This window comes from Nitrosomonas sp. (assembly GCF_019752415.1).
In the GTDB taxonomy this organism is placed as follows: Bacteria; Pseudomonadota; Gammaproteobacteria; order Burkholderiales; family Nitrosomonadaceae; genus Nitrosomonas.
The window spans coordinates 1-19,788 of sequence record NZ_JAIEME010000034.1 but is presented as its reverse complement, the minus strand read 5'-3'; the positions used below and the strand labels follow the sequence as shown (position 1 = coordinate 19,788).

Sequence of the window (19,788 nt, the reverse complement as noted above, 5' to 3'; positions counted from 1 at the left end):
GGTTAACGAATTTAAAGGAGTAATCATGATTGGTGAAATTGATCCATTTATTATCAATCTAACAGTTTTTGTGCTGGCGGTTTTTGTTGGCTATCATGTTGTATGGAATGTGACTCCAGCGTTGCATACCCCTTTGATGTCAGTGACGAACGCTATTTCTGGCATTATTCTTGTGGGCGCGATGTTAGCGGCTGGCCCGGCTGAGACGGATTGGGGAGTGTGGCTCGGTGCCGTTGCGGTAACACTGGCTGCAATTAATGTTTTTGGTGGATTTCTGGTGAGTCAGCGGATGCTGGAAATGTTCAAGAAAAAAGACAAAAAAGGAAGCGCATAAATGTCAGCAAATATGGTAGCACTTGCATATTTAGTGGCTTCAGTATTTTTTATACTGGCCCTAAAAGGGCTAAGCTCGCCTGAATCTGCACGCCGTGGCAATTTATTCGGTATGGTTGGTATGGCGATTGCGGTTGCCACAACCTTAACGCTTACCCAGAATTGGCCCCTGATTTTAGGGTGTATTGCAGTGGGCGGTATTATTGGCGCGCTTGTTGCGCAGCGTGTGCAGATGACGGCAATGCCGGAATTGGTTGCGTTTATGCACTCACTGGTTGGTTTGGCCGCCGTGTTTATTGCGATTGCAGCGGTGAATAATCCGGTTTCATTCGGTTTGCCGGAAATTTTACCGGGTGGCAGTAAACTGGAATTGTTTTTGGGCACCTTTATTGGTGCCATGACATGGTCCGGTTCAGTGATTGCGTTCCTGAAATTATCCGGCCGCATGAGCGGTACCCCAATTGTTTTCAGCGGCCAGCATATGATTAATTTATTGCTGGCAATCGCGATGATCGGATTTGGTTTGTGGTTTTTCTTTAGTGAAACGACCAACTGGAACGCATTTATTGCAATGACCGCCATCGCATTCATTTTGGGATTCTTGATTATTGTTCCTATTGGCGGCGCTGATATGCCGGTAGTGATATCCATGCTGAACTCCTATTCGGGCTGGGCTGCGGCAGGTATTGGTTTCTCTCTGGGTAATCCGATGTTGATCATCGCAGGATCACTGGTAGGCAGCTCGGGTGCGATTCTCTCGTATATTATGTGTAAAGCCATGAACCGGCCATTTCTATCGGTCATATTGGGTGGTTTTGGCAGTGACGGTGGAACCGCAGCGGCGGCAGATGATGGGGTGCAGAAGACATACCGCAGCGGCAGTGCGGAAGATGCCGCTTTCTTAATGGGTAATGCCGACAGTGTCATAATTGTGCCTGGCTATGGTTTGGCCGTTGCAAGGGCGCAACATGCCGTCAAGGAATTGGCTGAAAAATTACATGAAAAAGGCGTTAATGTCCGCTTTGCGATTCATCCGGTAGCCGGACGTATGCCGGGACACATGAATGTGTTGCTGGCAGAAGCCGAGATTCCTTATGAGCAAGTCCTGGAGATGGATGAAATCAACAGCGATTTCTCAAACACAGATGTTGTGCTGGTGTTGGGTGCGAATGATGTGGTGAATCCGGCAGCGAATGTTCCCGGTAGTCCGATTTATGGCATGCCGATCTTGGATGCGCATAAAGCGCGTACTGTGATGGTAGTTAAACGCAGTATGGCTGTGGGTTATGCCGGTCTTGATAACGACCTGTTCTATATGGATAAAACCATGATGATATTTGGAGATGCCAAGAAAGTTGTTGAGCATTTGGTCAAGGCACTGTGACGCACTGAAAGGTTTTTATTCAAACAACAAAGGCGCAATTATTGAAAAATAATTGCGCCTTTGTGTTATCTAGTGCTGATTCAGAATTGTTGCGTAACAGACTTATGTTCCGCAGAAAGTTTGATACACGCGCTCTGAAGGTGCCGGTGGGACGCGGTAATCAGTATATTCCGGCGCATCGGCGTATGGCGCTGTCACTGCCGCAAGCAACCGTTGCATCAGCGCATAATCACCCCGTTCAGAGGCGGCTGCCAGCGCTTCTTCAACGCGGTGGTTGCGCGGTATGATCGCAGGATTATTCGCCCGCATTAAGCCCAAAGCAGATGCTATCGATTCCGGTTGGCGCGATAGTCTCGCCTGCCAGCGTGCATGCCAGGCAACAAAATCAGCATCTTGAAACACCGTATCTTCAGGAAAAGTCTCATCAGCCAGCGCACGAAAGCTATTGGTGTAATCGGCTTGGTGTGTGTGCATCCAGGTAAGCAGGCTTGCAATCAGCTCGCTATCTTCGGCCTCTTCAGTGAACAATCCCAGTTTTTTCCGCATTCCCGCCAGCCAATGGGCTTGGTATATCTCCGGGAAAGCGTGAATAGCTTGTTCCGCTAACGCCACTGCTTTTTCCTGCTCGGGGTGGATGAGCGGCAGCAATGTTTCGGCGAAGCGCGCAAGGTTCCATTGCGCCATATGCGGCTGGTTACGGTAGCTGTAGCGGCCACGCTGGTCAATCGAGCTGAATACCGTATCCGGATCGTACGCATCCATAAATGCACAAGGACCATAATCAATCGTCTCGCCGCTAATGGTCATATTATCCGTATTCATCACGCCGTGAATGAAACCCACCAGCAACCACTGGGCGACGAGCGACGCCTGGCGTTCAATCACGCTATTTAACAGCGAAAGATAGGGATTCTCCGCTTCGGCAAGATCCGGGTAATGACGCTGGATAACGTAATCAGCCAAGGTTTTAATCCCCGCTTTATCCCCAGTTCCCGCGACATATTCAAACGTGCCCACACGGATATGACTCGCCGCCACACGGGTGAGAATCGCGCCGGGAAGCATGGTTTCCCGCATCACAGACTCACCGGTGGCAACTACCGCAAGACTGCGTGTGGTGGGTATGTGAAGCGCATGCATCGCTTCGCTGATGATATATTCGCGCAACATCGGCGCAAGCGCTGCACGACCGTCGCCGCTCCGTGAGAACGGCGTCTGGCCAGAGCCTTTGAGCTGAATATCATACCGTTCGCCCGCCGGAGTAACATGCTCGCCAAGCAATATCGCCCGTCCATCTCCCAGCATCGATAAGTGGCCAAACTGATGACCGGCATAGGCTTGCGCAATCGGCTGCATCGAGTCAGGCAAAGCATTACCGGAAAACAGCAAAGCGGCTTCCACTTCGGGTAAAGTGCGGAAATCCAATCCTAACGATTCTGCGAGTGCATGATTGACTATCACCACACGCGGTGCACGCACTGGCACGGGATGAAGCTGCGCATACAGCGATTGGGGCAAACGCGCATAACTGTTATCAAATCGCCAGCCAATATTATCGTTCGCGGGTTTTGTATCTGTTTTCATGAGCGCTATCTCGTATGTTTTATCCGGGTATTGTCTTTCAAACAGGCACTGTAAAGCATTAGCCGATGAGACAGCTGATGCGGGCATAGGTTGCAAACAGCTCCGCTGCGGAATCTCGGTACAATCGCTGGAAGTAAGCGGTTATTGCTGCTCATCCGTCATCAATCGATTCACTTCAGCGAACCAACTGCAATCGCGATAAGGCTTGTCCTGCAACAGCTTCTTATAACCGTCCGGCAAATTACGCACAACCGCCTGAAATTCGAGTTTATCCTGCTCGGTGATGATAGTGGGGCCAATAAACGGAGTCTTATTGCGGCGCAAATCCAAATTGAACACCGGCATGTGCGGCAAGCCAAAAAAGTCGACCATATTTTTTAACACCGCTTCTCGTTTTAGATCCACGTCAACATCAATAAAAAACACCCGATCTTGCCAGTGATTGTTCCGAATCAATTGTATCGCCCGGTATTCGATTTCCAGCCATTGCAGCACATAAAACTGAAAACGGCTAACAGGCCTGTTAAGTGTCGGCGGAAAGTGCTGAAACAAATCTTCCTGTCCGGTTAACGCCCAGCGAAACAAGCGCTCACCAGTATCGTTCGTATAATCGGCAAACGGAATATGCACTTTGCGTATCATCTGTTCGCGCACCAATTCGCTTTTTGCCACCAGCAGTGGATTGCGCACCAGATGGATAAAGCCGGGATTGTCTAACAAGGCTCCGGCGTGGCGGTTAAACGCCTTCAGGAAAGCATGATTCGACTCAAAATAAAACGGTTCTCTGCGGCTCGCGATAAAACGGCATTTGCGCTCCAGCACCGGCAATAATGCACGGTCGTTATGCAGCGTATTCCATGCAATCGGCTTGCCAAACAGCGTGGGATTGCCAAACGTGAAATAAGGCTCGTGCGTGCTGTAACACTGTGTGATGTTTTGGGTGAAGAAGTCAGCGAGATAGCTGGTGCCGGAACGGCCGCTGGCAAGGGTGAATAGTACAAGCGGAGTGTTGCGCATACACCCTTTCAGGAAGCTATCGCCTGCTCAACCACCCCATCCGCCAGCTTTTTCTGCAATTGGCTGGCCTGCGTGATGCGGGATTTGAGTTGGTCGCAGAGGGTCATGAGTTCATTGACTTTGGTTACGATGCGGTGTTGTTCGGCGAGGGGTGGGAGTGAGAAAACAAATTGTTCAATTTCTGATAAATAAAGACAAGGCTGTGCACCTCCACGTTTCCTTGCGTGAATTGACTCCTGAAGAAGATTTGAATCCATTGCTTGCTTTAAATAGAAACTGTTAAGCAGCAGTGGTTTTATCAGTGCTACGCTTCTAACTAACGCAAAATCCGAATAATCAGGTACGAGAGAAGTTCGTCCGATTGTTCCACCCACAGAAACAATGAGCAAGTCGCCAGTGTCCGGGCAGCAGCGTTCCCTAGATTTCAGGTAATCCTGTTTAGAAATGAAATCGCAATTATCTAAATCCAGATGACCATCACGAACATTTTTAGCGGAAAGTAGCCTGAAGCCATCTAAAATTCTCGGTGGTGTTTTGTGATCACCGTCAGTTATCTTTGATGTAATCTCACATAGCCTTACCCACTCCCATCCGCGCGGCAATTCAAATGGCTTTTCCTCCTCTGAAATCGGTGGCAATGGTTTATCTTTCTTGATTTTTCCCTCAGCAACCAACTTGGCCTTTTCCGCCTGTATGCGCTTCAACAATTCGCTAGCCGGTTCATCGTTCGAGTTTTGCGGAACGAGTTTGCCCATCACAGCCAGCTGCAGCAAGGTTTGTTTGAGTGCGTCGATACTGGCTTCGGTGGTGAACAGCGTGTCGAAATGCGCAGCGATGCGCTGCCAGTTGGCGTTGAAATCATCCGCGCTGTGCGATTGGGTCAGTGTGCCGAGCAGGTGGCTTACCAGTTTTTCGTGTGCTTCGGCTGCATTGTTGTGCTGCGTTTCCAGTTGATCGCACAGCGCCATCAGTTCATCGACTTTGGCGACGATGCGGTGTTGTTCGGGGAGAGGAGGTATTGGAATTATGAATTGACTTAATTTTCCAATGCTCAATCCTTCACGAGATACACCGACCTGAACATCCATAACTGTTTGTTGAACATGTTTTGAAATTAAAACCAAATGAAGAAACAACAAAATTTCTTTAGATACTGGACGTACAATTGTTACATGTTGACTTACATTTCCTGTTTCAAAGTTATCAGGAACGATCGCACAGCGTCCAATTGATGCACCTGTGATATTAAAAAGAAGATCACCTGCACATACTTGTGTGCCTGACATTTTTTGATGTGTTTCTGATGTAATAAAGGCTACATCATCTAGTTTCAACCCATTATCCCAGACATTTTGAGACCGTAAAAAAGGAATACCTGAATTAACATAAACTTGCTTACCACCCAATGGTGTACTGCCAGCTCCAATCTTGCTTAATAGTTCAATTGCTTTCACCCACTCCCACCCCTGCGGCAATTCAAACGGCTTCTCCTCATCCGCAATCGGCGGCAATGGTTTGTCTTTCTTGATTTTTCCCTCAGCCATCAACCTAGCCTTTTCAACCTGTATCCGCTTCAACAATTCACCAGCCGGTTCATCATTCGGATCTTGCGGCACCAACTTGCCGCGCACCGCCAGTTCCAGAATCAGTTCGCGCAGTTTCTTGATGCCATACACGCTGGTTCCATTGCCGCCACTACGGCCACGGCCGGATTTCTTTTCTGTTTCGGCGGTGGTCCAGATTTCTAGGTGATTGGTTAATAGTTGAATTCCTTCTAAATTCCAAATCTCTCCTGGCAACCCTGGAATCCCCCCTTGCCCCCCTGAAATCCCCCCTAGCCCCCCTTTTTCAAAGGGGGGGATGCGGATGGTGGTTGGTGGTGTTTTTGATGTGGGTGCTTCAGCGTTTTGCTTTTTGTCAGAAGCAACTCCCGGAGTTTCAGCGCTCATGCTCCACCCCCCTTTGAAAAAGGGGGGCAGGGGGGATTCGCTTTTCCACCGCCTCAAAAATCACCCGCATCACCGCATCCAATTCCTGCATGATCTGCCGGTTATCAAAACGCAATACCAGCAACCCTAATGATTCCAGCGCCCGGTCTCGTTCCGCATCACTGGCCTGATGATCCGGTTCAAAATGTTGCGAGCCGTCCAGTTCGATGACGAGATTGGCTGCTGCGCAATAAAAGTCGACGATGTAGTTGGCCAATGGCTTCTGGCGGTAAAACTGCACGCCCAGAATTTGCTTGCGGCGCAATTTTGACCAGAGGAGCTGTTCGGCGTCGGTCAGGTTGCTGCGCAAGGTGCGGGAAAAGGTTTTTAGGATTGGTTTGTAGGGTTGTATCATTTTTCCTGCTTCTCTTTGAATCCCCCCTGCCCCCCTTTTTCTAAGGGGGGTGGGTGCTTGTCTGGGCTGAGGGATTTAGGGATTAATGCCGCGTCTAGTATATTTTTTAACTGGTTGCGCAGTTCAGTCATGTCCTTTTGCATGGCGTGGTATTGCGCCAGCAGCACGTTCGGGTCATGGATTTCCTGTTCGCTGATGTGCGGGTTTTTGCAGTCGAGGTTGTAGTTGCGCGCTTGGATGTCTTCCAGGCTGACTTTCCAGGTAAATTGGTTGGCTTCGCGGTGCTTGAAGCCATTGGCTTCAACTCCCCACCAGGCTGCTTCGGCGTCGAATTCTTCGATTTTCATCGGTTTGGTTTTGTTGTAGCTTTTCACACCGGGTGGGTACGGATGCTCGTAAAACCAGATGTGTTGGGTCGGTGTGCCTTTGCTAAAAAACAGCAGGTTGGTTTTGATGCCGGTGTAGGGGCTGAACACGCCGTTGGGCAGGCGCACGATGGTGTGCAGGTTGCATTCTTGAAGCAGCTTCTCCTTGATGCGGGTTTTAATGCCTTCACCAAACAGGAAGCCATCGGGCAGAACCAGCGCGGCGCGGCCGCCGGTTTTGAGCAGTTGCATAATCAACACTAGAAACAGGTCGGCGGTTTCGCGCGTGCGGAATGCCGCCGGGAAATTGGTTTCGATGCCGTCTTCTTCCATGCCGCCAAACGGTGGATTGGTGATCACCACATCCACACGTTCTTTCGGTGTCCAACTGATGAGCGGGCGTGCCAGCGAGTTGTCGTGGCGGATGTTGTTCGGCACATCGATGCCGTGCAGGATCATGTTGGTAGTGCACAGCAAGTGCGGCAGCGGTTTTTTCTCGACGCCGAAAATACTGGCCTGGAGTTGCGCTTCATCGTCCACCGTTTTCACATCGTGTTTGCGCATGTGTTCAATCGAGCAAGATAGAAAACCACCGGTACCGCAGGCCGGGTCCATGATTTTCTCGCCGAGGCGCGGGTTGACCATGCGTACCATGAATTCGGTGACCGCGCGCGGGGTGTAAAACTCGCCGGCATTGCCGGCCGCCTGCAAATCGCGCAATAATTGTTCGTACATATCGCCGAACAGGTGGCGCTCCTGCGCTTTGTTGAAATCAACGCCTTCCTGAATTTTGTTGATCACTTGCCGGACCAACTGGCCGGATTTCATGTAGTTGTAAGCATCTTCAAACACCGAGCGGATCACATAAGCGCGCTGGTCGCCGCCTTTGGCTTCGAGTTGCTGCAAACCGGGAAACAGATCATTGTCGAGAAACTGCTTAAGGGCATCGCCGGTCATGCCTTCGGCGTTGGCCGCCCAGTTACGCCAGCGGTATCGCTCCGGCAATGGCGACTGGTAATCGTCTTGCAGCAGCTCCCACTCTCTTTCGCGGTCGTCAAAGATTTTCAGGAACAACATCCATACCAATTGGCTCAGGCGCTGCGCGTCACCGTCGACGCCGACGTCTTTGCGCATGATGTCTTGGATGGATTTAATGGTGGCGGAAATGCTCATCGTGGAATTTTGTATTATTTTGTATTAATTAGGTTAATCAGGCGTAGAGATTGTCTTCCAGCTCGTGCAGCGCAGCCAGATAGGCGGATTTGCCGCCGAAGACGGAGACCAGTTCGCTGGCCGTCCCCATGTCTTTGAATGGGTCGAGCGTGAGGATTTTGATGTCTTCGATGTTTTCAATGCCGGTATCGGCGTATTTTTCCAGCAGACTTTCCAGAACCTGGCGTGCTTGTTCGCTGTACTTGGCAAAGTAGTTGCGCTTTTTCACTTGCTCCGCACGTTCGCGCCGGGTCAGCGGCGGCTGGTCAAAGGCGACATGGCAGATCAGATCAAACGCATCGAAATCCTTGCCCACTTCTTCCGCCAGCGGTTCGAGCAACACGCCGTGTTGTTGCAGTTCCAATAAAATAGAGGCTTTGCGTTCGGCCTGGCTCCAGCGGCGCAAGAATTCATCAAGCGAGGCATAATCTTTGCGTACTGTCTGGCGCGTGTAATCCTTGAGTGATTCGGTGATCAGTTTACCTTCCGGGCCGTAATACTGCACGCGTTCGGCAACGATGTACACGGTGACATCGCCCAGGGTGTATTTCACGCGCTGAGGGGCGGACTCTTCAAATCCCCCCTCGGTCCCCCCTTTTTCTAAGGGGGGAAGTGGGTTGCCGTTTTCATCCCGGTTAATTTCGAGTTCTTCGTCCGGTGGTACGGGGGATTCGTTGCTTGCCGGTTCGTAGATCATCACGGGATCGCCGTCGAAATCCTTGTCGGCGAAAAGTTCGGTTGCTTTTTTGAAGTCCATGATGGTGAACCAGAATTTGTTGTAATCCTCGTTGATGCGGGTGCCGCGCCCGATGATTTGCTTGAATTCGGTCATCGATTTGATGTGCTGATCCAGCACTACCAGTTTGCAGGTTTGCGCATCGACGCCGGTGGTCATCAGTTTGGAGGTGGTGGCGATCACCGGATAGCGTTCTTCCGGGTTGATAAAGTTGTCCAATTCAGCCTTGCCTTCGATTTCATCGCCGGTAATGCGCATGACGTATTTACGATTTTCCTTGACCCGCTCGGGATTTTGATTCACCAAAGCTTGGCGCATGCGCTCGGCGTGGTCGATGTCGTCACAAAACACGATGGTCTTGGCATAGGGGTCTGTGGCCGTTAGGAATTCGGTGATTTTCCGGGCGACCAGCTCGGTGCGCTGTTCCAGCACCAGCGTGCGGTCCATGTCGTTCAGATTATAAATACGGTCTTCAATCAACTGGCCATGCTTGTCGGTCTGGCCTTTACTCGGCCGCCAGCCTTGCAGGTCTTTGTCGATGTCGATACGCACAACTTTGTACGGTGCGAGAAAGCCATCTTCAATACCTTGCTTCAGCGTATAACTGTAAATGGGATCGCCAAAGTAATGAATACTCGAAACGTCCTTGGTTTCTTTCGGTGTGGCGGTTAAACCGATATGCGTGGCGGAGGAGAAATACGCCAGGATCTCGCGCCATGCGGAATCCTCTGCGGCGCTGCCGCGATGGCATTCGTCAATCACGATCAGATCAAAGAAATCCGGCGAGAATTGCTTGTAGATGTTTTGTTCTTCTTCGTTGCCGGTAACGGCCTGATACAACGACAGGTAAATTTCGTAGCTTTTGTCGATCTGGCGTTTGCTGATCTTGGTCATCGCTGCGCCAAACGGTTTGAAATCATTGTTTTTGGTCTGATCGACCAGAATATTGCGGTCAGCCAGAAACAAGATGCGTTTCTTGGCGCCGGACTTCCATAACCGCCAGATGATCTGGAATGCTGTGTAGGTTTTGCCCGTGCCGGTTGCCATGACCAGCAAAATGCGCTGCTGGTTTTTCGCCACGGCTTCCACCGTGTTGTTGATGGCATTGGCCTGGTAATAGCGCGGAACACGGCCGGTGCCGTCGTCAAAGTACGGCATTTCTACGGTATGACGGGCTTCGGCTGATTCCAGTCCTTTCCATTGGCAATAGCGTTGCCAGAGTTGTGCGGGCGATGGAAAGGCATCCAACGCCAGTTCTTGTTCGATCCGGTCAGCCAGTCCGGTGCGGTCATGCATCAGGAAACCATCGCCATTGGAGCTGAATACAAAGGGTACGCCAAGCGTGTCGGCATAATTTAACGCCTGTTGCATACCGGAACCCACGCTGTAATTGTTTTCCTTGGCTTCAATCACCGCCAGCGGGATATTCGATTTAAAGTACAAAATGTAGTCGGCGCGTTTCTGTTCTCCACGCGTATGCAACTTGCCGCGCACGATAATGCGGCCTTTCGTGAAACTCACTTCCTCCCGAATCTGACTGTGCAAATCCCACCCGGCTCTAACCAGCGCAGGGGTAATGTATTTGGTGCAGATATCACGTTCGGAAAGGCTCTTTTTGTCGACCATGCGGCAGGAATGTCCTTGTTTATCCGTTCAGAGGATTTTTTTGATAAGCTAAAAAATCCAGGTCTTTAGAAATAGTGTGCTTACGATTAAAGTAGAAAATATTCTTATAACACTAAACTATCAGATTATATCTGCTAGGCTAGGAGGCTGTCCGAGAATAGAGTGATCTACTGCGGAAAAGCAATTTTGGTCATATTTCCCGATTATTTTCGTTAAATAGAACAACTATTCGCCTCAAATAATCGAAAAATCTGTCTCAAAATGGCTTTTCCTCGCTACGATCACTATTATCGGATAGCCTCCTAGAACCTAAAAATTAAAAGGAGTTTTTTTGATGAGATCAATTTCCAGATTAGCTTTAATACTATTTATGCTATTCCTTTTTTCGTCCCAAGCCCAAGCAAATGAAGACATAACCACCGATGTTTATTTTAGCAGGGCAGGCATGAAGATTCTGAGTGGCGTGGCCAATGTGGCTACCGGATGGATGGAGCTACCCAAAAACATCAGTATATGGAATCAAAAAAATAACAACATACTCGGTGATTTTACTGAAGGCGTGCTATGGGGCGCTGTTCATACAGCTAGCCGCACAGCAAGCGGTGCGGTGGATCTGGTTACTTTTTGGTTGCCAACTTTTCCAACGCCAAGTCCAACCTTTGTTTGGGATGATTTCTCTAAAGAGTCAGACTATCATGGGTTTCGGATGGGTAGATGATCTGCATGGGGAAGCTGGTCTGATCAGTATGCTTTTTCGCCTGTTTTTGCCTTGCATCGGCTACCTCGAAAACGTTTTGCAACGGCCTGCTAAGCTTGTTCTCCAGTGCCCGCTACCCTATTGCGGCGCAATGGTTTTTATTGCCTATGGTTTCTTGCACTATCAAAGAGAAATAATTAAAAAATATGTATGCTACCGAACAGACACACATCAAGATTACGATCATTATTAGATTCACATTAAACTACTTAAAAGGTGAAAAATCATGATTCAAAGAAAAATCTTAACGATAGCGATTATTTTTTGTACAGTTCTTTTCGCAGGTAATGTATCTGCTTTCGATAAATCTTTTCATCCGAACCATCAATTTGTTGATAGAGAAAGTATTGGCCCAAATTTTAAAACCGGTTTTGTCATTGATAAAGAGAAGGCAGCAAAAGTAAAAACTTCAGAAGAAGAGATGCAGCTTCCTTCAGGAGTAGTTCCAAGTGACCCTTCGCCAAAGAATTCAAATATCCCGACTGGATCAGCTCGTAGGTTAATTCCATCTTTGTAGTGAGTTTTTTATTGCTTGTTGTGTCGCAGAATTGCTCCAGGAACTAATATAGATTTGATGAATCTATAAAAATATAAATCGACTCTCCTTCAGTTTGATTTAACCGCGTCAACCAGTGCAGCAATGCATAGTCGGATGGTTGTCTTAACTCCTCTTATGCCAGTGCTCTTTGAGCGCTGGTTTTTTATTTTTAGCATACCGAAATTTCGGTAATCTTCAGAAATCAGGATTCAGCAACATGGGCGCATAATCATTTTTATCTTTAGGGCACCTCTAAAAATCCAAATTTCGTCACAACACTTTGTTACTCACAAAAAATGTTTCCTTACATATCAGCTATATGCTGCGCCATCATTTTTTACTCGCGCCTCGTTTTGCTTAGAACTTTGAATTTTTAGAAGTGCCCTTAACCAGTTTCAAATTGTTTGGTTGCAATTTCCACATGGCTTGCCATGCTGATTTAAATAATCACAAACTCCGCATTGGTCATGGCCAACCCAACACCAGTCGTAGCAATTTGTACCGCAGCGCCAGCACCGCTGCCATTGGCATCGTATAACAACGCACCGGTCGCATTGTTATAGATGATGAAATCATTGGCATCCACTGCTTGTGTGCCGATCCTGAATTGGCCAGCCGCTAAAGTACCGGTCGTCGTTAATGCCGTAAATACCGCATTTTCAAGCTGGATGGTGTCATTGGCTACGTTATAGTCCGTAATCGTGTCAATGTGACCGAGTGTAGTAAACTTAAAGACATCGTTACCCGTTCCACCAGTGAGCACATTGTTACCCGTTTTTCCGTCGAGCGTATCGTTACCAGCCCCTCCATTGAGTATATTGTTTGCTGCATTCCCAATGATGCTGTTGGCCTGACTATTACCCGTCCCGTTAATCACTGAGCTGCCCGTCAGCGTGAGATTTTCCACGTTGGCGGGGAGTATATAAGTCACGCTGCTGCTGACATTATCGGTGCCCTCATTCAGAAGCTCAATGACCGCATCACTCCCATTCTCCACAAAATAACTATCGTTACCCAGTCCCCCAATTAGGGTATCTACCCCAGAACCGCCATTGAGTATATCGTTACCGGCTCCGCCATTGAGCTGGTTGGCGGCAGTGTTTCCAGTGATAATGTTAGCCTGGTTGTTGCCTGACCCATTGATCGTCGATGTGCCCGTCAGCGTGAGATTCTCTACGTTGGCGGGGAGTATATAAGTCACACTGCTGCTGACATTATCGGTGCCCTCGTTGAGATTTTCAGTGATGACATCGCCCAAATTGTCCACCACATAATTGTCATTGCCCAATCCACCTATTAAAGTATCTGCTCCAGAACCCCCATTCAGTATATCGTTACCAGCGTCTCCATTTAATTGATTGGCAGCTGCATTACCAGTGATAATGTTAGCCTGAGCATTACCCGTACCATTGATCGTCGATGTACCCGTCAGTATGAGATCCTCAACATTGGCTGATAGTGTGTAAGTCACGCTGCTGCTGACAGTATCGGTGCCCTCGTTGAGACTTTCAGTGATGACATCGCCTACATTCTCAACAAAATAACTATCGTTACCCAATCCCCCAATTAGGGTGTCTGCTCCAGAACCCCCATTAAGTATATCGTTACCGGCTCCGCCATTTAGCTGGTTGGCGGCAGCGTTTCCAGTAATAACGTTAGCCTGGTCGTTGCCTGACCCATTGATTGCTAATACACCCGTCAGTATGAGATTTTCCACATTAGTGGGGAGTATATAAGTCACTCTGCTGCTGACATTGTCGGTGCCTTCATTAAGATTTTCAGTAATGACATCACCCGCATTCTCAACAAAATAATTGTCATTACCCAGTCCACCATTCATAGTATCGGCTCCCGACCATCCGATGAGGATGTCGTCACCCGCTCCGCCATTGAGTATGTCGTTACCGGCTCCGCCATTGAGCTGGTTGGCGGCAGTATTCCCAGTAATTACATTGACCTGGTCGTTGCCCGTTCCATTGATTGCCAATACGCCCGTCAGTATGAGATTTTCCACGTTGGTGGAGAGAGAGTAAGTTACATTGCTGTTAACACTATCATTACCCTGATTTAAGTTTTCAATGACAATATCGCCCGCATTCTCAATAAAATAACTATCATTGCCCAATCCACCCGTCATGGTATCAGCTCCAGACCCGCCTATCAGGGTGTCATCCCCCGCTCCGCCATTGAGTACATCGTTACCGGCCCCGCCACTTAGCTGGTTGGCGGCATTATTTCCAGTAATAACGTTAGCCTGGTCGTTGCCTGACCCATTGATTGACAATACACCCGTCAGTAAGAGATTTTCCACGTTGTTGGGGAGTATATAAGTCACTCTGCTGCTGACAGTATCGGTGCCCTCGTTGAGATTTTCAGTAACGACATCGCCTACATTCTCAACAAAATAACTGTCATTACCCATTCCCCCAATTAGGGTATCGGCTCCTGACCATCCGATGAGTGTATCGTTATCGGCTCCACCAACCAAAGTGTCGTTGCCAATCCCACCTTGCAGCACATCATTACCCGCCATTCCCCACAATTTGGCGGGCGTAGCCATTGAAGCAGCGACATTCAGATGATCGTCATTGGCGCTACCTGTTAATGTGAGGCCCCCAACTGCTTCTCCATTGGCATCATAGCGCTGGGCATAAATACCACCGCTACTGCCATCCTGATCCTGAGATGACCAAGTCACTACAAAACCACCATCATTCAACGCTGTAATTGAAGATTGCGTATCGGTCGTAGTGGGATTGACCCGAAAATCACCGCCTTGAGCTGCTCCATTGCTGTCATAGCGCTGGGCATAAATACCCGATAAGCTGCCATCCTGACCCCTGGATGTCCAAGTCACCACAAAACCACCATCGTTCAACGCTGTAATTGAAGGGTCATATTGCCAATCGGTCGTATAAGTATTGACCCGAAATTCACTGCCTTGAGCTGCTCCATTGCTGTCATAGCGCTGAGCATAAATACCAGACCCACTACCATCCTGACCATTAGATTCCCAAGTCACCACAAAACCACCATCGATCAACGCTGCAATTGAAGGATCTTCTTGCGAATCGGTCATAGTGGTATTGACCTGAAACTCACTGCCTTGAGCTACTCCATTGCTATCATAGCGCTGGGCATAAATACCCCATGAGCTGCCATCCTGGTCCGGAGATGACCAAGCCACCACAAAACCACCAGCGGTCACCGCTGTAATTGAAGGGTGGAATTGCGTATCGGTCGTAGTGGTATTGACCCGAAACTCACTGCCTTGAGCTGCTCCATTGCTGTCATAGCGCTGGGCATAAATTCCCCGTTCGCTACCATCCTGACCCTGAGATGTCCAAGTCACCACAAAACCACCATCGTTCAACGCTGTAATTGAAGGTTCATATTGCCAATCGGTCGTATAAGTATTGACCTGAAATTCACTGCCTTGAGCTGCTCCATTGCTGTCATAGCGCTGGGCATAAATACTACCGCCTCCGCTGCCATCCTGACCATCAGATGTCCAAGTCACCACAAAACCACCATGGTTCAACGCTGTAATTGAAGGTTCATATTGCCAATCGGTCGTATAAGTATTGACCCGAAATTCACTGCCTTGAGCTGCCCCATTGGCATCATAGCGCTGGGCATAAATACCATATCCGCGACCATCCTGACCCAGAGATGTCCAAGTCACTACAAAACCACCATCGTTCAACGCTGTAATTGAAGAGTCAGTTTGCTCATTGGTTGTATAAGTATTGACCCGAAATTCTTTTGAATTTTGAATATCACCATCAGCAAAGCGGAATGTTTCTATACCCGATAGGGTATCCAGTCCTTCATCACCATTGGCTGCATTCATATCATGCACGACAATCTGCCCATTTGAATTGAGTGAAAATTCATAGTCGATCTGATTGCCTGAGAAAATGGCTATATCGTTACCAGCCCCACCCAGTAACGTATCATTCCCCGCACCACCGGTGAATGTGTCATTGTCAACACTGCCATTGAGTACATCATCAGCGGGAGTGCCGATATAATCTGCCAACACACCTTGGTAGGCTAAATGCAATGGGAATGACTGAATCATGCCAACCTGAGCTTCCAGCAACCAGTCTCCACCCAAATCAATAGCACCAGTTAAAGTTGTTGAAGCTGCAACATTCAGGCCCGTTAATCCAGCCAGTTGCTCAATAAAGGCTCGGCCTATTTTTCCTTGTGCTACTTCACAACCGTAGAGCAATAGGTCGCCACAGTGATTCAGATGCCTGCCAATCGCGTTTAATTGTTCCGTATAATTTTCCAGATTGGCACTATTTAACGGAGTAGCGCCCAGCATCAATGTCCCCGGTTTTCCGTGTGAAATAATATCTATCGAATCTAGTCCTACTCTGTCTTGCAAAACAGCAAGTATTTGCATCACGCCATCTTGGTTTGCATCCAGCACAATCCTCTCTGCATCAGTGGGTAGTTGTGAAACCAGACTTTGGTATTCGGCTACATTTGAATCAATAAAAACGATGCGATGGGTCATGGGTATTTCTCCGAAGATTTAACAGGCCGTTGAAAAACTATCTGCATTGCCGCTGCGGTGTTAAAAACAGGCTCAAAATGCTCATTTATCATGTATAACCTGCGCTTTTTCGCCTATTTTTGCCTTGCATCGGCTGCCTCGAAAACGTTTCTCAACGGCCTGTTAAGGCGCGATTCTTAGATTAAGCAAGCTATCTGTTCTTCTGCTTTGGTTGCAGTGTAGCAAAGAGCTGGGTAGTGAAGTGAAAATCATTTGTCCCTACATTCGATGATACTCTTAGGACAAATGTCCTGATTTTATGGTTTAACAGGCTAATTGAAAAAACGTATTCGAGGCAGCCGATGCAAGGCAAAAATAGGAGAAAAAGCGCAGGTTATGCTTAATAAAAATGCTATGAATCCCCAGATGGTTCTATGTTCTTATGGTAGCCATTTACTCGCTTTGTCAGGGGGAGTCATTCCAATAGTTCTTCTTATTGCAGTACTGACAACGCTTTCAGGTTGTGCGATAGAAAAGCGAGAAATACCGCTACAACAGGAATCAGCCGCTAATTATGCCGATCACCCTTTATCGACGATACCCTACAATAGAAAAGACTGGCCGCACTGGATAGATGCTGATGGCGATTGCCAGAACACCCGGCAAGAATTATTAATTGCTACCAGCCAAAAACCAGTTCAATTCAAAGATTCAAGACATTGTACGGTTATCTATGGCGAATGGTATGGAGTTTATACGGGCAAGACATTCACCAAAGCTTCGGACGTGGATATTGATCACATAGTACCGCTGGCACATGCTCATAGACATGGTGCGGGCAAATGGACAAAGGCGCAACGCAGAACATTTGCAAATGACTTTGAAAATCTTTTGGTAGTGAGTGATTTCATCAATAGATCCAAATCAGACAAAGCTCCGCATGAATGGCTGCCGCCATTAAAATCTTACTGGTGCGAGTATGGGGAGCGATGGGAGCGTATCAAGGATAAGTACAGACTGTGGTATAGCAAACAAGAGCGTATGACATTGAATCAACTGGCTGAGACTTGCTTGTAGAGTAGTTTGCTGCACTGATGGCATGCCAAAATTGAGCAATGGTTTTTACATGAGGCCGGAATTGAGTTTGTGTCAAAGCCAGCAGGGTTGCATGTAACGAGGCTATAAACGTAACTACAAATAATTCTTGACTTCAATAATAAACGTAACTGCATTTATACATGAAAGTGACTTGTGATGCTGCGAAAGATTATATTGCGTGGTTTATGTTGATCGTGAAGATGAACGAAGAATAATCAGTTTGCGCAAAGCTAACCAAAGAGAGTTTGACTATTATGAGCAAGAAATTAATTAGACCCACTGATATCGAGGAAGCGCAAATTAACGCAGCCGCCCTTGCTGATCCTGACAACCTGCCTTTAACAGAGAAAGAATTTCAGCAATTCCGGCGAACGCCAGGAAGGCCGCAAGGAAGCGGAAAGAAGGAGCAAGTAACGATTCGGATAGATACAGAAATTCTGGAACAATTCAGAGCTACCGGCAGCGGCTGGCAAACTCGCATCAATGACGCATTAAGGGATTGGATCAAGTAACACTGACAAGGAGTGTTTGTAACGGATTTGCCAATATAGATTATTACGTTTTTAAAACATAATGGGGAAAATAAGACAAGCGCAACGAATATTCAAATGTTAATTAACTTCATTTTTATAGGATCCAATCAGCATTTCAGCAAAAAAATTATCAGCACTGCCAATGGATATACAGATTTGTGACAAAATCATTGCCGCCTCTTTTGGTGCAAAAGTGTAGTCATTTCTTCCGAAAGAAATTAAAATTTTATCATCTAAGCGCCTAAGCATATTACGCGTACGATAGTCTGCTAGAAATCGTAATACATGTCTCGGTGATTCTGTTAATTGTAATATTGGATCGATCACTTGGAATTTCTCAGAATAATCCATAGGATTTAATATTCCAATGCCTGCAAATTGTGAACCGTGATAATTACGATGAAGTATAGTGAAAAATTGTAATGACCCAAATAGTCGCACAATGGCATAAGTTCTACCGCTTTTGGGACAAGCTTCAATATAAATCGTATGTGCTAACGGAGGAACGGCAGAATCAAGGAGAGAATAATGATTGTAGTCAATACGAACCTCGTGATAATTTCTCTTAGAATCAGATAGGTAAAGTAGTACATTATCTTCAATGATCGCTTGATCCATATTCATTCTGCGACAATATGCTACACACATCTTTAAAATAAAACGGCGAAAATCTTCATCAAGAGAAAGGTTAAACCTATATCTAGTAATGTTAACTTTCTCTTTAGTCGCAACAAGTTTGATTATTGATTTACCATGGGCTTCTAACTCCTTAATTTTCTGTTGGGCGGTTTTTAAATCAGGCATATCCAAGCTCATGATTCCAGATTCATTCTTGATTAGAGTTGTTTTTGAAAGACATGCCAAAATTTTATTAGTTTTTTTATCTCTTTTTAAATCATAAGATAGTCCTGTAGTTTCGTGAGTAAAAGCCTTCTTCCATAAAATTGGTTTTCGAAATGACATACCGCAGCCTTCCAGCATAAAAAAAAGGGGTGCGAATTGTTTAGATATACGTCCTTCGAAATCGTGACCAAATTGGTTATTGCAGCGCTGACATGAAAGCACAGTTTCGGTGCCACCAAGAAAATCTGAAAAAATATGATCGTCACTAGTTGCATGGGAAATACGACAATAAGGACAGAAAGAACTCTCAAGCATATAATTGATTAGAAAAATAAAAATAATCACATATTCAATTTCAAAGATCAATGAATCATTTTTGAGAAACAAGGGAATATTGAAGTTCTGATTAATACTTTGAACGTATTGGATTGAGTTTCTGTAATAGTAGCCATTTATACCTCATTCTAAGTGTACCGAAAATGTACCGAATGGGTATTCAGTGGATAGAAGGTAGGAGCTAGGTTACTGATTTATTGGCGCCCTGAAGACGAATCGAACGTCCGACCTACCCCTTAGGAGGGGGTTGCTCTATCCACTGAGCTACCAGGGCGAACTTGGTATTTTACGCTAATATCACACGATGAATAAGCCTGATCAGACGAATCCTGCGCAACCAGTCGTTTCAAGACAACTACCTAGAACTGTGATTGTTCTCGGATTGGCCAGTTTTTTCAATGATTTTGCTTCGGATATTGTTTGTGCCGCTGATCCCGATTTTGCTGGCGACTGTGTTGTCTGCAGGCCTATTGCGCTGGGATTGATTGAAGGAGTTGCGGATGCGCTGGCTTGTTTTCTGAAATTGTGGGCGGTTCGGCATTCCGATGTGATGAGCGGGCGGCGTAAAGGACTGGT

General features: G+C 47.2%; 14 protein-coding genes, 1 tRNA gene and 1 pseudogene. 7 read left to right on the top strand and 9 right to left on the bottom strand.

The genetic code is table 11. The features are described from left to right. The first annotated feature begins 25 nt into the window (after positions 1-25). Entirely contained in the window at positions 26-334 is a 309-nt protein-coding gene (locus K2P83_RS06340; RefSeq protein ID WP_292927405.1) for an NAD(P) transhydrogenase subunit alpha, read from the top strand. Continuing rightward, positions 335-1,717 (top strand): NAD(P)(+) transhydrogenase (Re/Si-specific) subunit beta, encoded by a 1,383-nt coding sequence (locus K2P83_RS06335; RefSeq protein ID WP_292927403.1) that lies wholly within the window; start codon positions 335-337, stop codon positions 1,715-1,717. Between the two features lie 102 nt (positions 1,718-1,819). Here K2P83_RS06335 and K2P83_RS06330 read toward each other — a convergent pair whose 3' ends face one another. The 6 genes from K2P83_RS06330 to hsdR all read right to left on the bottom strand — a co-directional run bounded on the left by K2P83_RS06330 (position 1,820) and on the right by hsdR (position 10,600). Further along, positions 1,820-3,301 carry a protein adenylyltransferase SelO gene (locus K2P83_RS06330; protein WP_292927401.1) on the bottom strand — a complete coding sequence of 494 codons (1,482 nt, stop codon included), beginning with the start codon at positions 3,299-3,301 and terminating at the stop codon, positions 1,820-1,822. A 141-nt stretch (positions 3,302-3,442) separates the two neighbouring features. Then, positions 3,443-4,318 (bottom strand): hypothetical protein, encoded by an 876-nt coding sequence (locus tag K2P83_RS06325; protein WP_292927399.1) that lies wholly within the window; start codon positions 4,316-4,318, stop codon positions 3,443-3,445. Positions 4,319-4,326: 8 nt separating this feature from the next. Then, complete coding sequence (locus K2P83_RS06320; RefSeq protein ID WP_292927397.1) at positions 4,327-6,267, bottom strand: restriction endonuclease subunit S; 1,941 nt, start codon at positions 6,265-6,267, stop codon at positions 4,327-4,329. Continuing rightward, a complete protein-coding gene (locus K2P83_RS06315; protein WP_292927395.1) occupies positions 6,257-6,661 on the bottom strand; it encodes a DUF559 domain-containing protein in 405 nt (134 codons plus the stop codon). Before K2P83_RS06315 ends, K2P83_RS06320 begins: the two co-directional genes overlap by 11 nt. After that, the gene (locus tag K2P83_RS06310; protein ID WP_292927393.1) at positions 6,658-8,199 is read right to left on the bottom strand and encodes a class I SAM-dependent DNA methyltransferase; all 1,542 of its coding nucleotides are present in this window, start codon (positions 8,197-8,199) and stop codon (positions 6,658-6,660) included. The genes K2P83_RS06315 and K2P83_RS06310 overlap by 4 nt, the downstream gene beginning before the upstream one ends. 37 nt (positions 8,200-8,236) lie before the next feature. Further along, positions 8,237-10,600 carry an EcoAI/FtnUII family type I restriction enzme subunit R gene (gene hsdR, locus K2P83_RS06305; protein ID WP_292927391.1) on the bottom strand — a complete coding sequence of 788 codons (2,364 nt, stop codon included), beginning with the start codon at positions 10,598-10,600 and terminating at the stop codon, positions 8,237-8,239. A 334-nt stretch (positions 10,601-10,934) separates the two neighbouring features. Between hsdR and K2P83_RS06300 the strand changes: the two genes are divergently transcribed. Further along, complete coding sequence (locus K2P83_RS06300; RefSeq protein ID WP_292927389.1) at positions 10,935-11,318, top strand: exosortase system-associated protein, TIGR04073 family; 384 nt, start codon at positions 10,935-10,937, stop codon at positions 11,316-11,318. A gap of 265 nt (positions 11,319-11,583) precedes the next feature. Further along, a complete protein-coding gene (locus tag K2P83_RS06295) occupies positions 11,584-11,874 on the top strand; it encodes a hypothetical protein (protein WP_292927387.1) in 291 nt (96 codons plus the stop codon). A gap of 460 nt (positions 11,875-12,334) precedes the next feature. On the opposite strand, the gene K2P83_RS06290 is transcribed toward K2P83_RS06295, so the two are convergent. Beyond that, entirely contained in the window at positions 12,335-16,423 is a 4,089-nt protein-coding gene (locus tag K2P83_RS06290) for a DUF4347 domain-containing protein (RefSeq protein WP_292927385.1), read from the bottom strand. Positions 16,424-16,798: 375 nt separating this feature from the next. On the opposite strand from K2P83_RS06290, the gene K2P83_RS06285 reads away from it, so the two are divergent. Both K2P83_RS06285 and K2P83_RS06280 read left to right on the top strand, forming a co-directional pair. Next, positions 16,799-17,479 (top strand): HNH endonuclease family protein, encoded by a 681-nt coding sequence (locus tag K2P83_RS06285; protein WP_292927383.1) that lies wholly within the window; start codon positions 16,799-16,801, stop codon positions 17,477-17,479. A gap of 275 nt (positions 17,480-17,754) precedes the next feature. After that, on the top strand, positions 17,755-18,012 hold the full coding sequence (locus tag K2P83_RS06280) for a BrnA antitoxin family protein (RefSeq protein WP_292927381.1): 258 nt from the start codon (positions 17,755-17,757) through the stop codon (positions 18,010-18,012). A gap of 99 nt (positions 18,013-18,111) precedes the next feature. Here the strand turns inward: K2P83_RS06280 and K2P83_RS06275 are convergent, their stop codons facing one another. Both K2P83_RS06275 and K2P83_RS06270 read right to left on the bottom strand, forming a co-directional pair. Continuing rightward, positions 18,112-19,263, bottom strand: a complete 1,152-nt coding sequence (locus tag K2P83_RS06275; RefSeq protein ID WP_292927379.1) for an HNH endonuclease — start codon at positions 19,261-19,263, stop codon at positions 18,112-18,114. Between the two features lie 147 nt (positions 19,264-19,410). Next, positions 19,411-19,486, bottom strand: a tRNA-Arg gene (locus tag K2P83_RS06270). 30 nt (positions 19,487-19,516) lie between these two features. On the opposite strand from K2P83_RS06270, the pseudogene K2P83_RS06265 reads away from it, so the two are divergent. Further along, positions 19,517-19,788 (top strand): annotated as a pseudogene (locus K2P83_RS06265) (MFS transporter); the annotation flags it as partial.